The following is a 20,355-nucleotide window of genomic DNA, read 5'->3' as shown; positions in this document are numbered from 1 at the left end:
TGCGGTTGAAGTCGACGACGTCGTTGCAGTGCAGGCTGATCTGCAACTCGTCGTGCCACAGGTCAACGTCCGTCGTCAGCGCATCATCGAGGTAGCGAAGACGTCGTTGGAAGCCGTCGTCGCTCGTCCAGGCGAGCTTGCCGGCCGACTCGTTGCGTCCCTTGGGTCCGGGCATTTCGGCCCAAACACCGAAGTGGCAAGGGCTTGCGCCGGCATGGTTGTCTTGGCCGACGTGCGGGAAGTAGAGATCGCGCAGCTGATATTGATCGTCAAACGTGACGAGCAAACGGCCATTACCAACAGGAAGATCGCGTGGCATGTCTCTCCTGAATCGGCCTCGAAACGCTTCCAGTGGGCCAGGTCGGCTTGGAAGGCGCTTATCGGGCCTGGCTGGAGCCTACCGGCGACGCGGTCAATGCAACAGCAGCCGTCACTGGATCAACTCGCGGTGCCGGGCGTTGATCTGCTCGTGGGCCCAACGGTGTAGCGGTGCGATGCGAAGACGCCGGCCGACGCCTTTTGCGAGCATGGGCCGCCAGCCGTACTTCTTGATCTCGTTCCCGACGACACCGACCTTGTCCTTCACGCGGAACTGAAACAGCTTGAGCTTGCTTGGACCGGTCGAAGCGTCGCGGCCCGGCTCGTGGCGCTCGTAGCCGTAGCGATCGAGCCACGAGCCAAGCTTCTGGTCGATGAGCTGAAGATCGCGGTCGCTCATCTTGCCCTTCCACTGACCGGCGAGCTTGGCGTTGACGGCTTCGTAGGTCGTGTCGTCCGGGTAGCTCAGCATCGCCGGGTCATAGTCGACGCCGAGGAAGGCAGCCAGGCGCGTCAGTTCGGCCTCGGGCTCAGAGACGAGACGCTCGAAGATCAACTCGTGCTTCCGATCGTCGGCGAGCTTGGGAGCGAACTGTTCCCACAGCAGCTCCGCGTCCAGCCACGGATCGGCCGCCTGCCAGATATGGCCGGACCAGCCGAGCTTCATGCGGCTGCGTGCCACGTCGCGTGGATCACGCACAATGTGGACGAATCGAGCGTCCGGCCAGAGTCGCAGCAGCTCGTCGAAGTGACGATGACACGTCGCCCCGACGACCGGCGACCGCTCCTGCTCCCAGAACTGACGCAGGAAGTCGATGACACACGCGTCCGGCTCGAGGAATTCGCGAAGCTCAAGTTCAGCGCAGATGAACAGGGCACTGTTGCGAACATCCTCGACGTAGGCCTCGCGATCTCGAATCCCAAGGCCAATCGGATCGACGGCGAAGCCGAACTCGCTGAGCCACGAGACTTTCGGGTGGTGATCCAGCATCAATCGCAGCAGCGTCGTGCCGCTGCGCTCAGCACCGACCAGAAAGGCTGGCCGCTGGAGCGGTTCGGGTAGCGATCCATCGCTCGACGTGTCGGCCATCGGCACAAAGGTACCTTTCAGCCGCTGCTCCAGCTAGCTGCGACGACACAGCAGTTCGCGCAGCTTCGCGTGTCGGTACTTGAACATTTTCCGCAGCTGCGGCCCGGCACCGAAGCGGGCTCCGATCACGCCGCCCGCCCAGATTGGAAGCGCATAGCGAACGTCGTCGATGGCCCAGACCTTGGTTTGCCCTTCGTCGATGGTCTCCTCGAACCGGTGCGTGTGCCGCCACTGGCTGAACGGCCAGATCCTGGCCTCGTCGACGAAGTAGGCGATGCGGTGCGGCTTAGACCCGTGCGGCGGTTCCCACTCGCGGTAGACGGCTCTGACCTTCTGCCGGCCGAGCGGCGTCTTGGCCCGCACGATGACCTCGGCTCCGACGGCCGGCTTGTCGGCTTTGAGGACCTCGGCCTCGGCTTCAGGTGGCGACAGGCTTTCGAGACCGCGTTTCGTGTCCTCGTGGAACGCCCAGACGGCTTCGAGCGGCGCGTCGAGCAATGACTTCATGTACAGCCTCGGCATGGCGACACCGTAGATCGGACGGGTCTTATCAGGCTGCTAACGCGCCGGCGACTACCGTGCGGCAATGCCGCTCCGCCTGCTCGTCGCATTGTTGCTCGTCAGTTCCGCTGCCGCGTCGGCCGAGGTTCCCAGGGACCGCGGCAGCGTGATCTTCTTCCACCCCGACGGTGCCGGTGCGGGCACGTGGGCGGCGGCGAGGATGCTGTACGCCGGACCGGACGGCGACCTGGAATGGGACCTCCTGCCCCACATTTCGGTCTATCGCGGGCACCAGTCGGACAACCTCACCGCCAGCAGCAACGGCGGTGCAACCAGCCACGCGTACGGCGTCAAGGTCAAACGCTCCGCATTCGGACGAACCGAAGCCGGTCCCGACGGTTTCGAACCCGTCGATCACCAAGGCCGCTCCCTCAGCGTCGCCAAGCAGGCCATCGCCGCGGGACTTCCTGTCGGCCTGGTTCAAAGCGGCAGCGCGGTCGAACCCGGTACGGCCGTCTTCGTCAGTTCCGTCAACGCCCGCGCCGACTACGAGGAGATCGTCGACAAGCTCGTCCACAGCGGCGCGGCCGTCATGTTCTCCGGCGGAGAAGAGTGGTTCTTGCCCGAAGGCACGCAAGGGCTGTACACCCAGGGCAAACGTACCGACGGGCGAAACCTGCTCGACGAGGCTCGGGAGATGGGTTATCTCGTCATCCAGACCCGGGAGCAACTCGCCAACATCCCCGATGACGCCGAGAAGGTCCTGGGCGTCTTCAGCGAACACCACACGTTCAACGACAAGCCCGAAGAAACCCTTCGCGAGCTGGGACTGCCGCTCTACGACCCAGCCGCTCCGACGATCGCGGAGATGACCGACGCCGCGCTGGAGATCCTCGGCCGTGATGGGCAGCAGTTCCTGCTGATCGCCGAGGAGGAAGGGACCGACAACTTCGGCAACAACAAGAACGCCAGCGGCACCCTCCTCGCCGCGAAGCGGTCGGACGATGCGTTGGGGGTCTGCCGGCGATTCGTCCAGGCCAACCCGCAAACCCTGCTGTTCACCACGGCCGACTCCGACGGCGGCGGGATGCGGCCGTTCGGCATGACGGTCAGCGACGAGGACATGCTGCCCACTCGGGTTCCGAGTGAAAATCGCGGTGGAGCACCTTTCGACGGTGTCGAGGGCACCGGTGGGACGCCCTTCCTTGCCCAGGCCGACCGCAGCGGACGTCGGCTGCCCTTCGCGATCGCCTGGGCCAGTGCATACGACGTCTCCGGTGGCATCCTGGTCCGAGCCGAGGGCTTCAACGGGCACCTCGTGGCTGGCTCGATGGACAACACCGACGTCGCGAAACTCATTCGGCAGACGCTCTTCGGCAGCCAGGAACCGACGACTCGGCCTTCCACGGATTGACGCGAAAGCGCGGAGTCGCCGGCCTGGTTCTGTTGAGCGTGTCACCCACGCAAACGCCCCGGATGAGCCGGGGCGGACCTTCGTTCGTCAGACGGGCGTCGAATCTGCCAGTCGGGAGAGTGGAGCTACCGGGATTCGAACCCGGAATTCTACCATGCCATGGTAACGTGATCCCATTTCACTATAGCCCCGGAGGCCGGGTTTCACCCACGCTGAGGCGGGCGGGCCGACAGTCTAGTGGTGCCCTTGGCAGGGTCAACCGACCATCGCAACGGGCTGGTGCGGCTTGCCGGCCGCATCGTCGTCAACACGTTCGTCTTCGACAGACTGCAGGTGAACGCCGAGCAACGTCACGTCGTCTTCGAATTCGGCTCCGCCTGCAAAGTCACGCACGATCCGCAGGCCGGTCGTGACCGCCGACTTGGCATCGTCCGGTCCGGCGGGAAAGTGCTCCTCGAGAGCCGCACACAGCTTTTCGAGGCTGAACCGCTCGCCATGCAGGTTTTGGGCTTCGATGGCACCATCCGTGTAGAGGATCATCGATCGCACGTCTTCGAGCGGGACACGCGTCGTCTCATAGGTCACCTGCTCCATCACGCCAGCCACGAGGTCGCCGGCCACCTCGATCTCGCGCCAGTGGCCTTGCTCGTCGCAGACCAGCGGACCGGCATGTCCCGCGGCTGCGAGGCACAGCTCGTTCGCGTCGGCGTCGAGGACGCACAGAAGCAGCGTCACAAACTGCCCGCCGTGGGCTTGACGGGAGAGCTGAGCGTTGACCCGGCCCAGCGCATGACCGGGGTCGGGATCACGACGCAGCGCCGCCTCGGCGAGTAGCTGGGCGGTGCTCATCAGGAATGCCGCCGCCATGCCGTGACCGGTGACATCGCCGACGACCAGTGCGAGTCGTGTTCGGTTCGGTCGACAGTCGGCCGCGTCGCCACCGGGTAGCTCGAAGTAGTTGTAAAAGTCGCCGCTGATGTGACTTGCTGGCAGGTTTTCGGCGGCGACGTCAACGTCCCGATCGGCGACGTGGCGAATGCCGTCCTCGGGCAGCCAGCGAAGCTGAATCGACCTCGCGGCACGCAGTTCCTGCTCGACCATCTCGGTCCGAAGGTTTTCGAGGCGATGCCTGCCGCGGATCAGCTGCGCGCTGCTGCTGACGAGGATCGCGGTCATGATTGCGATCACCGCCGCCGCCCAGAGGACCGCCGTCCGGCTCACCGCCGCGAGCGGGCCGAGTGCCGACTCGCCGTTGAGCAGCGCGACAACCGCCAGGTTGACCGTCGCAAGGCTCCGATTGCCGCTGGAGTCGACCGTCCGGGCCATCGCGACAGCAGGAATCGTGCCATCGAACACGGCCCCGCCGATGTCGGCCTTGCCGTCGATGAGCTCCGGCGACATGGTCTCGCCGGCGAGTCGTCGATCGACGTATGACTGGAGATAAGCCGGCCAGCCAACGTCCGAGCGTCCGACGAGAAGCTCCCGTTCGTTCGGATCAGCAAGCAGAAGCTCCAGCCGACCCGGTTCGCGACTCAGGGACAGGAACGCCCGGTCGAGATAAGCCGTCGGCACAATTGCCACCGCAGCGGTCTCTGCTGAGACGGCGGTCGCGAGCATCATCGCCTCGTCGTCTTGCGGCCCGACCCGGATCGGACCAAGCACCGCCGTCGACCTGCCGAGCAGCGACTGCTCGGCCACCTGGATCGCGATCCGGCGGACGTCATCTGGCACCGGCGTGTCGGCATCGAGCAGCCGATCGAGTTCGACCGGTCGGTCCGCCCGCTCAGCGACGCGTGGGCCCGGAGCGTTACCGAATCGGCGCAGCTCGCGTGCCCAGCCGTCGTCGACACGCATGAACACGACGTCGCTAGCAGCCTCACGCAGACTGAGCCAGAGATCGCCCGCCGAGGCCTCGTCGGCAACGAGGGAATCGGGGCTGACGACGGTGAGCGTGTCGAACACGCGTCCGAAGTGCCGCAGCACGCCGTCCGCCGCCTGTCGCGCTGGTTTCCGTGCCTGATCGATCGCCTGGCTGACCGCCTGTGCCTCAGCCGCCTGGTACAAGCTCTGCCCTGCCCACGCCACGACCGCCACCGCGACCACCAGGAACGCCAGGTGGACGGCCAGAATGCGGATGATGTAACGACGTAAGGCGCGTTCCAAATCGCTCCCGGAACATTGGGCCGCTGCAGCATAACGCCACGGGGCGGGCCCCACGCAACGTCAAACAAGCGGGACCGAGCGATTCGGACGAGTTTTCTCAGGCGGCACGGCGGATCGTGTCGCTGGCGGCGAGAATCTCAAGGCCGCATGTCAGGGTCTTGCCGATCCGGCGGACCCACGCGTAACGAACGGGCATCATGCCTGACCGCTGCACCAGCCCACGACCGTCGGCCAAGTGAACGAATGCCGTCTCACCCTGTCTTGCTGGGACGCGATCGGGAAGTTCGACGCACATGCCGGTGTCGCTCGTATCGCGTGTCCGGCCGATCATGTAGCTGCCGGTGACGGGATCGAAGAGCTTCAGGCCGCGGTGATCGATGCGGCGAAGCCGACGTCGACGTTCGGGGCCGTTTGAGGGCTTGGACCACGCGGTGCCGTCCGTCGAGAGCCGCGGAAACGTGGGTGCCTCGGCGGCGTGAGCCGGTGGCGACGTGGTGGCTCGGAACATCACGCTCTGTATCGGACGCCCGCGCGACCCGACTTGAGCTTGGACCATGAATCCACGCGTACTCTCGCCCACCGCGATGGCCTACCCCTTTGCCGAGATCGAGAAGAAGCATCAGCAGCTCTGGCGCGACGACCGCGTCTACCGCGCCGATGACCCTGCCGACACGACCAAGCCCGGCTTCTACGTGCTCGACATGTTTCCGTACCCCAGCGGCGCCGGGCTGCATGTCGGCCACCCCGAGGGGTACACCGCGACGGACATCGTCAGCCGGTACAAGCGGATGAAGGGCTTCAATGTCCTGCACCCGATGGGCTGGGACGCCTTCGGCCTGCCCGCCGAGCAGTACGCCATCAAGAACAACGTCCACCCGCATGAGACGACAGCGAAGAATGTTCAGACGTTCCGCCGGCAGATCGAAATGCTCGGTCTCGGGTACGACTGGGAGCGCGAGGTCAACACGACCGACCCGGGCTACTACCGCTGGACGCAGTGGATCTTCCTGCAGCTCTACAACAGCTACTTCGACCCGGTCGCCAACAAGGCGATGCCGATCGCGCACCTCGAGAATGAGCTGTTCAACGGCAACTACGTCGTCGCGCCCGACGGCTCGATCGCCGAGAACCCGGTCCAAGAAGGCATGGAAGCCATCGCGGGCGAGGCCCATCTGTTCCGGCACTTCGAGAAGCTGACGAACGAACAGCGTCGGGCCGTCATCGACGGGCAGCGGCTGGCGTTCGTGGACGACGTGCCGGTCAACTGGTGTCCGGCCCTCGGCACGACCTTGGCCAACGAAGAGGTCGTCGACGGCAAGTCCGAAGTCGGCGGGCATCCGGTCGAGCGCCGTCCGCTGCGACAGTGGATGCTGCGGATCACCGCGTACGCGGATCGTCTGCTGGAAGACCTCGACGGACTGGACTGGTCCGACTCGCTGAAGGACATGCAGCGGAACTGGATCGGCAAGAGCACCGGCGCGACCGTCGAGTTCTCCGTCGACGGGCACGACGAGACGATCGAGGTCTACACGACCCGGCCCGACACGCTGTTCGGCGCGACGTACATGGTCCTGGCCCCGGAGCACGAGCTGGTCGCCCGGATCACGACGCCCGACCAGAAGGCCGCCGTCGATGCCTATGTCGCCCAGGCCGCCGGCAAGAGCGACCGCGACCGGCAGGCCGACGCCAAGGTGAAGACCGGCGTCTTCACTGGTGCGTTCGCGGTCAATCCGGTCAACGACGAGAGGATCCCCGTCTGGGTCGCCGACTACGTGCTGACGGGTTACGGCACCGGCGCGATCATGGCGGTTCCGGCACACGACGAGCGCGACTTCGAGTTCGCCACGAAGTTCGACCTGCCGATCGTCCGCGTCGTCGAAGGTGGTGGTGGGGACGACCTGCCTTTCACCGGCGACGGCACCGCGACCAACAGCGGTTTCCTCGACGGCAAGCCGATGGCCGAGGCCAAGGCGTCGATGATCGACTTCCTGGTCGACAGAGGCGTCGGCCGGGCGAAAACGAACTACAAGCTGCGCGACTGGCTCTTTTCACGTCAGCGTTACTGGGGCGAGCCGTTCCCGATCCTCATAGACGGCGACGGCAATCATCACGCCGTCGATGAGGCGGATCTTCCGATCACGCTGCCGGAACTGGACGACTTCAAGCCCACCGGCAGCCCCGAAGGTCCGCTGGCCAAGGCGACGGACTGGCTCCGCGTCGAGAAAGACGGAGATGTCTTCACGCGTGAGACGAACACCATGCCCCAGTGGGCCGGTTCGTGCTGGTACTACCTGCGTTACCTCGATCCGCAGAACGCAGAGCGATTCGTCGACCCCGAGAAGGAGAAGTACTGGATGCCCGTCGCCCTCTACGTCGGCGGCGTTGAGCATGCGGTGCTCCACCTGCTCTACGCCCGCTTCTGGCACAAGGTCCTCTTCGACCTCGGGCACCTGTCGACCCCCGAACCGTTCCAGAAGCTCGTCAACCAGGGCATGATCCTGGGCGAGACCGAGTACTCGCTTGGCGGCGAGAGAATCGAGCCCTCCGACGTCGAAAAACGCGGCGACGGCTTCGTCCGTAAGTCCGACGGCGTTGCGGTCGAGGCCAAAGCCCACAAGATGTCCAAATCCCGCGGCAACGTCATCAACCCGGATGACGTCGTCGCCGAGTACGGGGCGGACACATTTCGCCTCTACGAGATGTACATGGGCCCACTGGAGGCGATGAAGCCGTGGAACACGCGCGACATCGTCGGCATGAGCCGATTCCTCTCCAAGGTCCACCGCACGCTCGTCGACATCGAGCCCACGGGCGACGCCCTGCCGGAGGAGCTCGATCGCAAGCTGAACGGCGCGATCGTCAACGTCGGCGAGCACGTTGAAGGCCTGCGGTTCAACACGGCCATCGCGGAGTTGATCGAGCTGATCAACCTCGCCGCGCGCGAGAAGACGCTGCCGAGGCCGTTCGTGCGGGTCTATGCCCTGTTGCTGTCGCCCTTCGCGCCGCACCTGGCGGACGAGATCTGGCGCGAAACGCTCGGCATGGAAACCAGCGTCGTCCTCGCCGGCTGGCCCGAGGCGGATGAGTCCAAACTCGCAGCCGACACGGTCGAACTGCCCGTGCAGGTCAATGGCAAACTGCGTGGCCGGGTGACGGTCGCGACCGATGCCTCCAAGGACGACACCCTGGCTGCGGCACGCGAAGCAGTCGCGTCGCACGTTGAGGGCAAGACGGTCCGCAAGGAAGTCGTCGTTCCTGGGCGGATGGTCAACTTCGTCGTCGGATAGGAGTCACGAGGAAAACCTCTCCGTCATCCCGAGCGCAGCCGAGGGACCTCGCAGCGGTTCCGTATCGATGAGAAAACGAGGTCCTTCGACTCGCTGCGCTCGCTCAGGATGACGGAGTGTTGCAACTACGATGTCGCATGCCTGTCGAGCTCGAAGCGAAGGTGCGTGTGGACGACCACGAGCCCGTGCGAACCAGGCTGGTGGACGCGGGAGCGACACGTGTGAAACGCGTTCACGAGGTCAACACATACCTGCGTCTCGACGATCCCGACAGCGGCCTTCGGGTCCGGCACGAGACGGACGAAGCCGGCAAGCCGCGAGTGCGTATCACCTTCAAAGGCCCACGGCAGCCGGGGAAGTTCAAGCAACGGGAGGAGATCGAGTTCGACGCGAGCGACGCAGACGCCGCGATTGCGCTCTTCGGCAAGCTGGGCCACAAACCGGCGCTCGTCTTCGAGAAGGATCGCGAGACCTTCACCCTCGACGGCTGCGAGGTCGTCCTCGATCACATTGAGCAACTCGGGCACTTCGTCGAAGTCGAAGGCCCGGACGAAGCGACGGTCACGTGCGTCCTGCAGACGCTCGAACTCGACGGACACGAGAGCCTGGCCGAGGGCTACGCGTCGATGCTCGCACGAGCGTGAGGACCCCCTGCTCACTCCGACGTAGCTGCGATCCTGCGGATCGCAGTCAGTCCGAACACCGTCGACGCTCGACTGCGACCCGCAGGGTCGCAGCTACCTCACTTCGACCGATTCAAGTGATCGACCGCGGTGTCGATGTGCTCCGCGTCGACGTGGAGTCGGTGGAAGCGGTCTTCGTCGCCCAGGTTCGCGAGCGAGCGGACCAGAGGAGAAGCGTCTGCCAGGTCGACGCCGCCTTCGACGCGGATGCCCGCGGGGCCGGGCTCGTAACTGCGATTTGCGGCGGAGTCGTAGAAGGCGTTGGTCTCGCCCAGCTGGTCGATAACCGTCTGGCCGGCGGCCTCGGGAGCGTCAGAGTCGGCGAGGTCGATCGTTTTGAACAGCCGGCGATCCAGGAGTCCGGCACTCAGCCGAGCCAGAGCCGCATCGCCACCGTCGCGCCAGGCCTTGAAGCAGCTGAGCACGCTGACGTCGTCCAAGTCGCCGAATTCGCCCGCCTCGAGACGGTCGCCGCGAAGGACCTTGGCCACCGATCCACTCCCCGGCGGAAGCGCGACGTTCACGCCCGCCACGTCGCCGCGTGGTGGATCGAGCATCAGCTGCCTGGCCCGTCGGAGTGCCAGCGTCACCATGCCCTCGGCCGAGCGGACGACCTTGTGGAAGTAGACGTGCCGGTACATGTGATACCGCGCCTGCAGGTACGCCTCCGCCGCCGAAACGCCCTTGCGCCGGATCGCCAGCCGATCCTCGGCGACGGTCATGGCCTGGATGAGCCAGCCCAGGTCGTACCGGCCGTAGCGGCTGCCGGTCATGAGGTTGTCGCGGAGCAGGTAGTCGAGCCGATCCGCATCCAGCTGGCTCGACAGCACGTCGCACGCCACCTGATGGCCGCGACATTCGAGCAGGGCCACGACGCGTTCGGGCAGCGTCGTCTCGAAGCGGATCAGTGTGCGATGGACGTCGGTCGTGTCGTCGAGGATCAGCCGACGCGTGACGCCCTCGTGGTGGATGCCGCTGACGCGTTCGAAGACGTGGCTGAACGGGCCGTGCCCCAGATCGTGCAGCAATGCGGCCGCCAGCGTCGCCGATCGGTCGCCCGGCGGCAATTGGAAGGCGTCGCGTTCGAGGCGGTCCAAAATCTGCCTTGCCGTCGCGAACACGCCCAGGCTGTGGCTGTACCGGCTGTGGTCGGCCCCGGGATACGCGAGGCTGGCGAAGCCGAGCTGCCGAATCCGCCGGAGTCGCTGCACTTCCCGGCACTGCAACAGCTCAAACACCAGCCTGTCCGCCTCGTCGGCGAGCTGAAACGCAATAACGTCGTGCACCGGGTCGCGAATGACCTTCTCGTGCCTCTTGGCCACGCGGGAACGCTACGGGTTTGGTCAGAGATCGCGAAGGCGCAAAGGTGCGAAGAGTGACGCGAAGAAGAGGAAGGAATTGACGCACCGAATCCAGGGCTCTGACAGCGATTTGAGCCTTCGCTTCTGTCTTCGCGTCTTCGTGCCTTCGCGATCTCTGCCGGTGGCGAGATGGGCCAGGCACGTCCGATACATCAAGCATGCCCCGCACCCGTGCTGACGCGATGAAGTTCTCGCTCACGATCTTCGCCTGCACGCTGATGCCGGTAGTGGCCGGGTTGTCGGCGCTCGCGCTGGTCGGCGGGTTGTAGAGTGCTGCTGGCATGGCCAGGCGCATCACGATCTACGACACCACCCTGCGCGACGGCACCCAGGGCGAGGGCTTCAACCTCAGCCTCCACGACAAACTCGCCATCGCCCAGAAGCTCGACGACCTCGGCGTCGACGTCATCGAGGGCGGCTTCCCGCAGTCCAACCCGAAAGACGCCGCCTTCTTCGCCGAAGCACCCAAGCTCGGCCTGAAGCACGCTCGCATCGCCGCGTTCGGCATGACGCGTCGTCGCGGCACCGCAGTCGCCGACGATCCGGGCACGAACGCCCTGCTGTCCGCAGAGACGCCGGTCATCACGATCGTCGGCAAGTCGAGCCGGTTCCAGCTCGAGACCGTCCTCGGCGTCGACCCGGCCGAGAACCGCGACATGATCGCTGACACCGTCGGCTTCGCCAAAGAGCGTGGCCGGGAGGTCGTCTACGACGCCGAGCACTTCTTTGACGCCTTCAAAGAGGATGCCGACCACGCCCTGTCGACGCTGCAGGCCGCCGCCGAGGCCGGGGCGAGCTGCGTCTGCCTGTGCGACACCAACGGCGGCACCTTGCCCGACGCCGTGGCTGACGCGACGCGGCGTGTCGTAGACCATCTGCCGGGCGTCGAGGTCGGCATCCACACGCACAACGACGGCGGCGTCGCGCTCGCCAACGCCATCGCCTCAGTTAACGCCGGTGCAAGCCACGGCCAGGGCACCATCAACGGCGTCGGCGAGCGATGCGGCAACATGGACCTGCTGCCCTTCATCGCCACGCTGCTGCTCAAGTACGACGGAGCCTTCGACGCTCTTGTTCCCGGAGCTGCAACCAAGCTGACCGACATCAGCCGCTTCGTTTACGAGACAGCCAACATGAACCTCATCGGCGGGCAGCCCTACGTCGGGGCGAGTGCCTTCGCGCACAAGGGCGGCATGCACGTCCACGCCATCCGCAAGCACGCGGGCACCTACGAGCACATCGATCCCGCGCTGGTCGGCAACGCCCGTCGGGTCCTTGTCAGCGAGCTTTCGGGCGCGAGCAACATCGCCGAGAAGGTCGGCCGAAAATTCGGCGTAGAGCAGGATCGCGACCTCCAACGCCGCGTCCTCGGGCGCGTGCAGGATCTCGAGAACGAGGGCTTCGTCTTCGAGGCGGCCGAGGCGAGCTTCGAGTTGCTCTTGCGTCGCGAGATCGAGCGGCGTCGCGACTATTTCACGCTCGATCACTACCGCTGCGTCATCCTGCGAAACCACGGCGATCAGACCGTGGCAGAAGCCACCGTCAAGCTCCACGTCGGGGACGCCGTCGAACACCACGTGTCCGAAGGTGACGGCCCGGTCGACGCACTCGATGCCGCGCTTCGCAAAGCTCTTCGAGAGCATTACCCGGCGATCGATGACCTGTCGCTGAAGGATTACAAGGTGCGCGTCGTCGATTCCGACGCAGCGACGGCTGCCCGCGTGCGGGTCGTCATCGAGTTCCTGCGACACAACCCCGACGGACGGGCCGAGTACTTCGGCACGGTCGGCGTGGACGAGAACATCATCAACGCCTCGTGGGAAGCGCTCATCGACGGTTATGAATACCACCTCTTGCACGTCGAGGAGCAACAGGCGGCGGTAGACTGACGCCTGTGTCGACCCTTCTTGCCGAGCCGACGGAACGGTTCCTTGCCGATGTCCCCGCTGACCAGTGGCACGCGCCAGCCGATGTGCTGGACCTACCCGCGGCGAAGGTGCCGCGGCACATCGCGGTGATCATGGATGGCAACGGACGCTGGGCGACGCGTCAGGGCAAGCCGCGCCACGAAGGCCACGCCGAAGGTGCCGCCGTCGTGCCGGATCTGGTCGGCGAGTGTTGCCGACTGCGAGACCGCGTCGCCGGGCCGGACTTCCTGACGCTGTACAGCTTCAGCTTGGAAAACTGGAAGCGTCCGGCAGAAGAGGTGGCGTTCCTGATGGAGATGTACGTCGCCTTCCTCCGGGAGCAGCGTCCGCGGATGATGCGCGAGAACGTCCGCTTCAACCAGAACGGCCGACTCGACGGCTTGCCGCAGATCGTGCTCGACGAGGTCCACCGAACGCTCGACGAGACCGCTAAGAACGACGGCCTGGTCGTAACGCTCGCCCTCAACTATGGCGGCCGGGCGGAGCTGGTCGATGCGACGCGTCACCTCGCCTCTGAAGTTGCCGCCGGTCGGATGTCGTCCGATGACATCGACGAGGCGATGCTCGAGTCGTTCCTCACCACCGGCCGTCGCGGCGGGTTCACGGGCATCGAACTGCCCGACGTCGATCTGCTCGTCCGCACCGCCGGCGAGCTACGCGTCAGCAACTACCTGCTCTGGCAGATCAGTTACGCCGAGATCTTCGTCACCGATGCCACCTGGCCCGACTTCAGCCGCAGCGAGCTGTTCGACGCCGTTCGGGCCTACGCCCGACGCACGCGCCGCTTCGGCGCGGTGGTCGACGCGTCCGACGAAAGCTGAACTCACATCGCCTCGATGGCTTCGAGCACTTCCTGCTCGTGGCCCTTGGGCTTCACCTTTTCGAAGACCTTGGCGATCTTGCCCTTGTCGTTGATGACGAAGGTGGTTCGGGCGGCGCCCATGTACTTCTTGCCGTACATGCTCTTTTCCTGCCAGACGCCGTACGCCTCGCAGACGGCATGGTCTTCGTCGGCCAGCAGCGGGAAGTTGAGCTCGATCTTCTTGGCGAACTTCTCGACCTTGGCGACGGGGTCCGGGCTCACGCCGACCACCTGCACGCCCGCCTTTTTGTACGCGTCGGCGTTGTCGCGAAAGCCGCAGGCCTCCGTCGTGCAGCCGGGCGTGTCGGCCTTGGGGTAGAAGTAGAGAACCAGCGTCTTGCCCTTGAAATCGGCAAGCTTCAGGTTCTTGCCCTCGCTCGAAGGCAGGTCGAACTTCGGGGCGGCTTTTCCAGGTTGCGGGTACGGCGAATCGCTCATGCGGCGGAACGTAACCGCATCACGCCGACGCGCCAGCGCTCGACCTCACCACGCCGATGCGACGTGCGTCGAATCGACTACTCGCGGTGTGAGGAAGAAGTACAGATCCGTCATCCGACGCTGCGTCCGGTGGTTCTTGAACAGGTGGCCCAGGATCGGCAAGTCGCCCAGGCCCGGCACCTTGTCCTCGCGGGTCGTTGTCCGCACCATCCGCAAGCCGCTGATGACCAGCGTCTCGCCGTCGCCGACGGTGACGTTCGTCTCGGCCTCGCGGCTGTCGATGACGGGGTTGACCAGAAGTGGTGACGGCTCTTTCCGACCGGTCTGCAGAGCTGGCAGCGGCGTGAAGCCAGAGACGCTGCTCACCACGCTGAGGGCATGCAGTCGCACGTGCCCTTCACCGATGACCTGCGGCGTGACGTAGAGCTGGACGCCAACGGGCTTGTACTGCGTCTTGGCCGTCAGGATGCCCTTCGCGAGGTCGGCCGACTGGATCGGCACTTCCTGCCCGGCGAGCAGGTAACCCGTGTCGCCTTCCGACACCGTCAGGCGTGGCTCGCTGACGACGCGAATCAGGCCGGTCTCGGCGAGGAGTTCGAAGCTGGCGTCGAGGTTGATGCCGACCTCCTGGAGGACCTGCATCACGCTGACGATCGAACCCTGGAACGGATTCCCGGCGACCGACTCGAGCAGTTCGGCGGTTCGGAAGGTCGAGAGCGCGGTCTGTGTGCCGTCTTCGGCGATGCGTTGAGCAAGCAGTTGGACGCCCTGCTGGAAGTCGTAGCCGTGGGTGACCTCGAAGATGCGAGCGCGGATTTCAACCTGCCTGCCGGGGCGATCGACGTCTTGCAGCAACGCAAGCACGCGCGACTCAGCGTCGGGCTTGCAGGTGATGACAATGCGGTTGTCCGCCGGAAGTGCGATGGCCGTGCCGTCGGGGCCGAGCTCCGTCGCGAGCAGCTGCAGCAGCGGTCCGGTGTCAGCCGGCTGCTGGACGACCTTGCGACGCCCGACGCCCGCACCCTCGGTCCGTACGTCTGGCCCGCCGCCACCCTGGAGATGCCAGATCAGGCGAATGCGTCCGTCCGCCAGTTCGACGCGTCGCGACGGCATGGCCCCGCGAGTGGTTGGGCCGGCAGCAGGTGCGGTCTGGTCAAAGTCCCGGTCCGGGTCGGTCGGGGAGCCGCCACTGATTGTGCGGCTGAGCAGCGGCTCGTCCGGCCCGATGCGACTGAGCCGGTCGAATCGCGCGTTCTCGACATCGGCGTCGGACGCCTGAAACGCGTAGGTGTCGGCAGTCGGCGAACCGCTGATGACGTCGCCCGCGGGTGTCGGCTCAGGCGACGAATGACACCCGGCCACCCACAGCAAGGCTGCCATGGTCACGACCCATCCGTGCGACCGGAGAAGGCGTGTGCGTTGATAGAGCGGCGGCGTCATGCTTGATCTCCCGACGCGAAACAACGCCGGCCCATGTACAAGGTCGACACGTCATCGTGACCACCAATGCGAAGTGGGCTGGAGTTGGGGCTTATCGGACGAATGGCACGTCCGATTCGACATATCGACGCCGATCCGTCACTGCTACGCCTTGGCTAGAAGCCAATCCTGATAAGCGTCGACGTCCAGCGGCAGCGTGATCGGACGACGCTGATCTCCTGATAGAAGCATGGCGTTCGCCAGCTCGACCGATGCGAACCCCTCGCAACCGTGTGCGATCGGAGACGTGCCGCTCCGCACGGCCGAAGCGAAGTTGTCGAACAGTTCGCGACGGAATGGCTTCTGGTCGGCGTAGGTCGGCGAGCCGGTGTCGCCCGGCGTTTCGATTCGTTCTTCAAACGGAACGGTCCGCAAGTCCGGCGGGCCGTCGGCGGAGACGGCGGACGCGCCGCGCTCGAGGCGTCGGACTCGGATGTGCCCGTCCTCCGCGACGGCCGAGCCGAGGTCGCCGACGATTTCAAGGCGATTGGTGCCGGGCGCCTCGCCGGTGGTCGTGACGAACGTCACCAGCGGTGGTCCGACCGAATTGGATGCGGCGTCGCATGTCACGACGGCGGCGACTTCGTCCTCGGTCTCGACGCGATGGAATTGGCCGTAGTGCGTCACAGCCATGACTTCACGCGGCACGAGCCCGGTGATCCACAGCAGCAGATCGAGGTTGTGCGGCGCCTGGTTCATGAGGACGCCTCCGCCCTCGTACTTCCACGTCCCACGCCAGCCCCCGCCGTCGTAGTAAGCCTGCGTGCGAAACCAGTCGGTGACCGTCCAATTGCACCGCTGGATCGGCCCGAGTTCGTCGCGGACGATTTCGCGCAGGCGTTGCCAGACGGGCATGCATCGCTGCTGAAACATCGCGGCGAAGACCAACTCAGGCCGGTCACGACGGCCGACCTCGAAAGCCCGGTTCACGCGTCCAGCACCTTCGACGCTCATCGCGACCGGCTTTTCCACCAACACGTGCAAGCCACGCTGCAGGGCCGGCTCGGCGAAGACGATGTGCTGCGAGTGTGGCGTCGCGATCACAACGGCCTCAATGTCGTCGCGCGACAGCAACGAATCAGACGTCGGTGCGACGTCGGCTCCGACCTCGTCGCCGACACGCTGGGCGACAGACTCGTCCCGATCATGGACGGCAACGAGGTGCAGGCTCGGAATCTCCCGCGCGATCATCGAGGCGTGGCGGCGGCCGATGCTGCCGAGACCGAGCAGGCCCACGGCGACAGGCTTGTCGGACGGCGTCATGTTGAAAACTACGCGTCGACGGGCGGTAACGTGGACCATGATCGAAGCGACGTCCTTTGCGAGCCCGGGCTGGCTCAAGATCTACCGCCTGAGCTTTGCCGCGGCCGCGATCTACAACGTGATCTGGGGCCTCGTGGTCATCTTCCTGCCGAGCATGACGTTGCGCCTGGCAAACGTGGAGACGGACCAGGTGGGAATCCTGTTCTGGCAGTGCATCGGCATGTTCGTGATGGTCTTTGCCATCGGCTACGCGGCTGCCTGGCGAGACCCATCGCGGTTCGCGGTTTTCATCCTCATCGCCCTGCTGGGCAAGATTTTCGGCCCGATCGGCTTCGTCTACGGAGCGTTTGTGCTCGATGCCCTGCCGGCGTCGCTGGGTTGGACGATCATCACCAACGACCTGATCTGGTGGCCGATCTGGGGGCCGTTCGTGTGGCAGTTCGTCTTGGTGCCGTTCATCAACGGGCAGCAGCAGGAGCAGGCAATTTCTTGACGAATCGCGATAGTTCGGGCTAGCGGCAACGCGTGTCGATTGATAAAACCTCGGGCTGGAGCGCTCGGCGTCAACGCGTCGATCGGATTGACACACGCAGTGTTAAATTGGAGAACAAGGGCGACATGAGCAAGTACACCACGGCGGCCAATCGACCCAAGCGTCACGGCGTCACCATGCTGGAACACCTCGAACAGCGACGACTCCTTTCGGCGTCGGGCTTTCAAGCAGAAACGATGGCTGAGGTTCGCGACCTCATCAAGGCCGGAACCCACTCACCGCTGGAGGCACTGGCCTTTGTCCGCAGTGGACTCACGGCAGCTGCCACCGACACGGCTTTGCCCCCGGGCGTGACCTCGGGCTCCGGCCAGAACGCCGACTCGTTCAGCATCTACTCAGCGATGCGGAATCTGCCCGGCGACGTGTCGCTGGTGGATGCGGGCGTCGACGAGATTTTTGTCACTTACGGTGACCTGTTCAGTCGAGACGCGAACGGCAACCTGCTGGACGACATGGTCGCAGAGCATCGGGTCCGCGATGCCGCTCGAACCGCTGCTGATTCGGGCCGCAAGTGGGTGGTCAACATTGAGCACTGGGAAACCGACATCAATCAGGGAGACGAGGCGACGGTCCGCGAGACGATGGACAAGTTCCTCCAGCTCATCGAATGGGCCAAGGACGAGCGGCCCAACGTTGAGATCGGCATCTACCGGATGTTCCCGGTTCGCGACTACTGGACACCGGTCAATCTTCACAACCGCACAAACCAGCTCAACGACGCACTCAACGACGTACCGGGGTCGTCGTCGGTCAGTCTCGCGCAGGATCGCGTCGACGCAGAGCAAGAGCGCTACGACGACTGGGAAACGGCCAACCAATTCCTCCAGCCGCTCGCGGATGCCGTGGACTTCATCGTTCCATCGCTCTACGCGTTCTACGACAACCACACGAGCTGGGAGGTCTACGCCGAGCACAATCTTCAGCAGGCTGCGGCTTACGGGAAGCCGGTCATTCCGTTCCTGATGCCCGTCTACCACAACACGACAAACACCATTGATCAGGACGACTTCCGTGCACAGCTCGACTTCGTTCGCGATCGGGCTGACAGCGTCGTGATCTGGCGAGGCCTCTCGGCGTGGGACAGCGGCGATGGCTGGTGGCAGGCGACGCAGCAGTTCGCCAGCGACGTCCGATTGCAGACCAACTCGACTCCGCTTTTCGATGATGAGCCGGGACCCATCCTTCCGGACGACGAAGTCCCGCCCGGAGAGTTGTTGCTCGATGATGAAGAGCCTGTCCAGACCACCAATCCGGACGAAACACGTCGCGCACAGAACAGCACGACGCTCAGCACCAGCAACGAGTCACCTTCCGAAGAGTCGAAAGAGCAGGATTTTAACTACCGCGTCGAAGCACACGGTGAGGATGGCGAACACTCGGTCGCCGTTGACATCCTCGAGAGTGAAGACGACGAGGTTTCGGTGTCGAGAAGCGCCTGATCCCAGCACACAACGGCTTCAACGGGCGTCGGCACCTGCCGACGCCCGTTTCGTTGGATCTCCCGCGATAGGGTGTCGCAACGATGGCGCAGGACCGCGGGCAACCGACCGACAATCATGCGAAGCTCTCGGTTGTCATCCCCGCCCACAACTCCGAGCGGTGGCTGCCGACGACGCTTCAGAGCGTTCGAGACCAGAACAGAAAAGCGGACGAGGTCATCGTCGTCGATGACGGCTCGCAAGACGGCTCGGCCGACATCGCGACGGATTTTGGTGTCGATCAGCTCGTCAGCACCGGCGGTATCGGTGCCGCTGGTGCGCGAAACGCTGGAGCGGAGGCGGCCTCGGGGGATTGGCTTGTCTTCCTCGATGCCGACGACATCTGGTACCCCGATCGTCTTGCTCGCACGGCGGACGCGGTTGCCGAATCCAGCGACGACGCAGTTCTCTACCACTTTGATCACGTCGCCCCTGACAGCGACGAGGTTCGCAAGCGCCCGTTGCCGCAGACCGCGTTCCTCGAGAGTAACGCTCACAGCGTTCGCCGGGGACTTGGGAGCATTGACTACCTCAAGTGGTACACGCGAAGCCACATCTTCCCGGGCATGTCCGCCTGTTCTGTCCGTCGCAGCACGTGGCTTCACCTCGGCGGAATGGACGTTTCCCAAACGCGTCGGCACGATCTGGAGTTCTTCCTCCGCTTCCTCGCAGCCGGCCACACATGGAGCTACGACCCAGTGGCGTCCAGTGCGTACCGCAGTGGGCAGCCGAACAACCTGAGTGCGAATCTCCCGGATCGAGAGCGGTTCCACCAGATCGCAATCGAGAAGAACCTCGATGCGTTCCGTGGCGAGGAGGAGCGCACGCTGATGCAAGCCGCTGCCAGGCACGTCGCCCGCGCGTACCTCGGCGTTGCCGTGACGCACGGGAAGGCAGACCAAAGGCGCGATGCGGTTTCGAAGCTCAAGACCCGAGCGACGGGCCTCGAACGATGGCTCTTGCCACTCGTGGCAACGTGGACGCCGGGCCTGTTGCGACGAGTCCTGCTGGCCAAGCGCGCTCGATGAATCGTCAGGTGATCCTGTCCAATCCGCTCATGTAGCTGCGGAGCACCGTCGGCACGGTCACACTGCCGTCGGCGTTCTGGTAGTTCTCGAGGATCGGAATCAGAATCCGCGGCGACGCGGCCACTGTGTTGTTGAGCGTGTGGCAAAACTTCGTCACGCCATCTGACGACTTGTAGCGGAGGTTCAGACGTCGCGCCTGGTAGTCGTAGAGCCGGCTCGCGCTGTGCGTCTCGCCGTAGCCAGTTGAGACGTCGCCGTCGCGGACGCGGCTGGGCATGAAGGTCTCGACGTCCTGCATGGACGCATTCTTGACGCCCAGATCACCCGTGCAGACGTCAATGACGCGGTACGGCAGCTCGAGCGCATGGAGGACTTCCTCGCTGTAGCCGAGCATCTTCGCGTGCCATTCGCGGCTCTCCTGCTCGTCGGCCCGGCAGACGACGACCTGCTCGCACTTGTCGAACTGATGCACGCGGTACAGACCCGCCGTGTCTTTGCCGTAGGTGCCG

Annotated in this window: 18 protein-coding genes and 1 tRNA gene; 8 read left to right on the top strand and 11 right to left on the bottom strand. The window is 64.9% G+C overall.

The genetic code is table 11. The features are described from left to right. The 3 genes from AAGI46_07070 to AAGI46_07060 all read right to left on the bottom strand — a co-directional run. The coding region (locus AAGI46_07070) for a hypothetical protein (GenBank protein MEM1011967.1) at window positions 1–319 on the bottom strand (319 nt) is incomplete at its 3' end. Between the two features lie 111 nt (window positions 320–430). Then, window positions 431–1,408: a sulfotransferase gene (locus AAGI46_07065; GenBank protein ID MEM1011966.1), complete on the bottom strand. Its 978-nt coding sequence runs from the start codon at window positions 1,406–1,408 to the stop codon at window positions 431–433. Window positions 1,409–1,441: 33 nt separating this feature from the next. Beyond that, window positions 1,442–1,930, bottom strand: coding sequence for an SRPBCC family protein (locus tag AAGI46_07060; protein MEM1011965.1), 489 nt, complete (start codon window positions 1,928–1,930; stop codon window positions 1,442–1,444). A gap of 64 nt (window positions 1,931–1,994) precedes the next feature. Here AAGI46_07060 and AAGI46_07055 point away from each other — a divergent pair, with 64 nt between their 5' ends. Continuing rightward, complete coding sequence (locus AAGI46_07055) at window positions 1,995–3,323, top strand: alkaline phosphatase (protein ID MEM1011964.1); 1,329 nt, start codon at window positions 1,995–1,997, stop codon at window positions 3,321–3,323. Between the two features lie 120 nt (window positions 3,324–3,443). Here the strand turns inward: AAGI46_07055 and AAGI46_07050 are convergent. The 3 genes from AAGI46_07050 to AAGI46_07040 form a co-directional block, all read right to left on the bottom strand. Then, a tRNA-Ala gene (locus AAGI46_07050) sits at window positions 3,444–3,514 on the bottom strand. Between the two features lie 64 nt (window positions 3,515–3,578). Next, the gene (locus AAGI46_07045; GenBank protein ID MEM1011963.1) at window positions 3,579–5,486 is read right to left on the bottom strand and encodes a PP2C family protein-serine/threonine phosphatase; all 1,908 of its coding nucleotides are present in this window, start codon (window positions 5,484–5,486) and stop codon (window positions 3,579–3,581) included. A 97-nt stretch (window positions 5,487–5,583) separates the two neighbouring features. Beyond that, entirely contained in the window at window positions 5,584–5,994 is a 411-nt protein-coding gene (locus tag AAGI46_07040) for a hypothetical protein (GenBank protein MEM1011962.1), read from the bottom strand. 46 nt (window positions 5,995–6,040) lie between these two features. On the opposite strand from AAGI46_07040, the gene leuS reads away from it, so the two are divergent. Both leuS and cyaB read left to right on the top strand, forming a co-directional pair. Continuing rightward, a complete protein-coding gene (gene leuS / locus AAGI46_07035; GenBank protein MEM1011961.1) occupies window positions 6,041–8,773 on the top strand; it encodes a leucine--tRNA ligase in 2,733 nt (910 codons plus the stop codon). Between the two features lie 137 nt (window positions 8,774–8,910). Next, window positions 8,911–9,417: a class IV adenylate cyclase gene (cyaB, locus tag AAGI46_07030; GenBank protein MEM1011960.1), complete on the top strand. Its 507-nt coding sequence runs from the start codon at window positions 8,911–8,913 to the stop codon at window positions 9,415–9,417. 98 nt (window positions 9,418–9,515) lie between these two features. On the opposite strand, the gene AAGI46_07025 is transcribed toward cyaB, so the two are convergent. Next, window positions 9,516–10,778, bottom strand: coding sequence for an HD domain-containing protein (locus AAGI46_07025; GenBank protein ID MEM1011959.1), 1,263 nt, complete (start codon window positions 10,776–10,778; stop codon window positions 9,516–9,518). Between the two features lie 320 nt (window positions 10,779–11,098). Between AAGI46_07025 and cimA the strand changes: the two genes are divergently transcribed. Both cimA and uppS read left to right on the top strand, forming a co-directional pair. Beyond that, window positions 11,099–12,706: a citramalate synthase gene (cimA, locus tag AAGI46_07020; protein MEM1011958.1), complete on the top strand. Its 1,608-nt coding sequence runs from the start codon at window positions 11,099–11,101 to the stop codon at window positions 12,704–12,706. 5 nt (window positions 12,707–12,711) lie between these two features. Further along, window positions 12,712–13,566, top strand: a complete 855-nt coding sequence (gene uppS, locus AAGI46_07015; protein ID MEM1011957.1) for a polyprenyl diphosphate synthase — start codon at window positions 12,712–12,714, stop codon at window positions 13,564–13,566. Between the two features lie 2 nt (window positions 13,567–13,568). Here uppS and bcp read toward each other — a convergent pair whose 3' ends face one another. From bcp to AAGI46_07000, 3 genes are all read right to left on the bottom strand, one after another. Beyond that, a complete protein-coding gene (bcp, locus tag AAGI46_07010; protein ID MEM1011956.1) occupies window positions 13,569–14,045 on the bottom strand; it encodes a thioredoxin-dependent thiol peroxidase in 477 nt (158 codons plus the stop codon). A gap of 45 nt (window positions 14,046–14,090) precedes the next feature. After that, window positions 14,091–15,425, bottom strand: coding sequence for a hypothetical protein (locus tag AAGI46_07005; GenBank protein ID MEM1011955.1), 1,335 nt, complete (start codon window positions 15,423–15,425; stop codon window positions 14,091–14,093). Window positions 15,426–15,629: 204 nt separating this feature from the next. Next, entirely contained in the window at window positions 15,630–16,787 is a 1,158-nt protein-coding gene (locus AAGI46_07000; protein MEM1011954.1) for a Gfo/Idh/MocA family oxidoreductase, read from the bottom strand. 37 nt (window positions 16,788–16,824) lie between these two features. Between AAGI46_07000 and AAGI46_06995 the strand changes: the two genes are divergently transcribed. The 3 genes from AAGI46_06995 (at window position 16,825) to AAGI46_06985 (ending at window position 19,846) form a co-directional block, all read left to right on the top strand. After that, on the top strand, window positions 16,825–17,280 hold the full coding sequence (locus tag AAGI46_06995; GenBank protein ID MEM1011953.1) for an alkyl hydroperoxide reductase: 456 nt from the start codon (window positions 16,825–16,827) through the stop codon (window positions 17,278–17,280). Window positions 17,281–17,405: 125 nt separating this feature from the next. Beyond that, window positions 17,406–18,779: a hypothetical protein gene (locus tag AAGI46_06990; GenBank protein MEM1011952.1), complete on the top strand. Its 1,374-nt coding sequence runs from the start codon at window positions 17,406–17,408 to the stop codon at window positions 18,777–18,779. 83 nt (window positions 18,780–18,862) lie between these two features. Beyond that, on the top strand, window positions 18,863–19,846 hold the full coding sequence (locus AAGI46_06985) for a glycosyltransferase family A protein (protein ID MEM1011951.1): 984 nt from the start codon (window positions 18,863–18,865) through the stop codon (window positions 19,844–19,846). A gap of 4 nt (window positions 19,847–19,850) precedes the next feature. On the opposite strand, the gene AAGI46_06980 is transcribed toward AAGI46_06985, so the two are convergent. Then, a partial coding sequence (locus AAGI46_06980; protein ID MEM1011950.1) for an aminoacyl--tRNA ligase-related protein occupies window positions 19,851–20,355 on the bottom strand: 505 nt, incomplete at its 5' end.

The sequence above is a fragment of the Planctomycetota bacterium genome, from assembly GCA_038746835.1.
In the GTDB taxonomy this organism is placed as follows: Bacteria; Planctomycetota; Phycisphaerae; order Tepidisphaerales; family Tepidisphaeraceae; genus JBCDKH01.
This window is presented reverse-complemented; position numbering and strand designations above follow the sequence as displayed.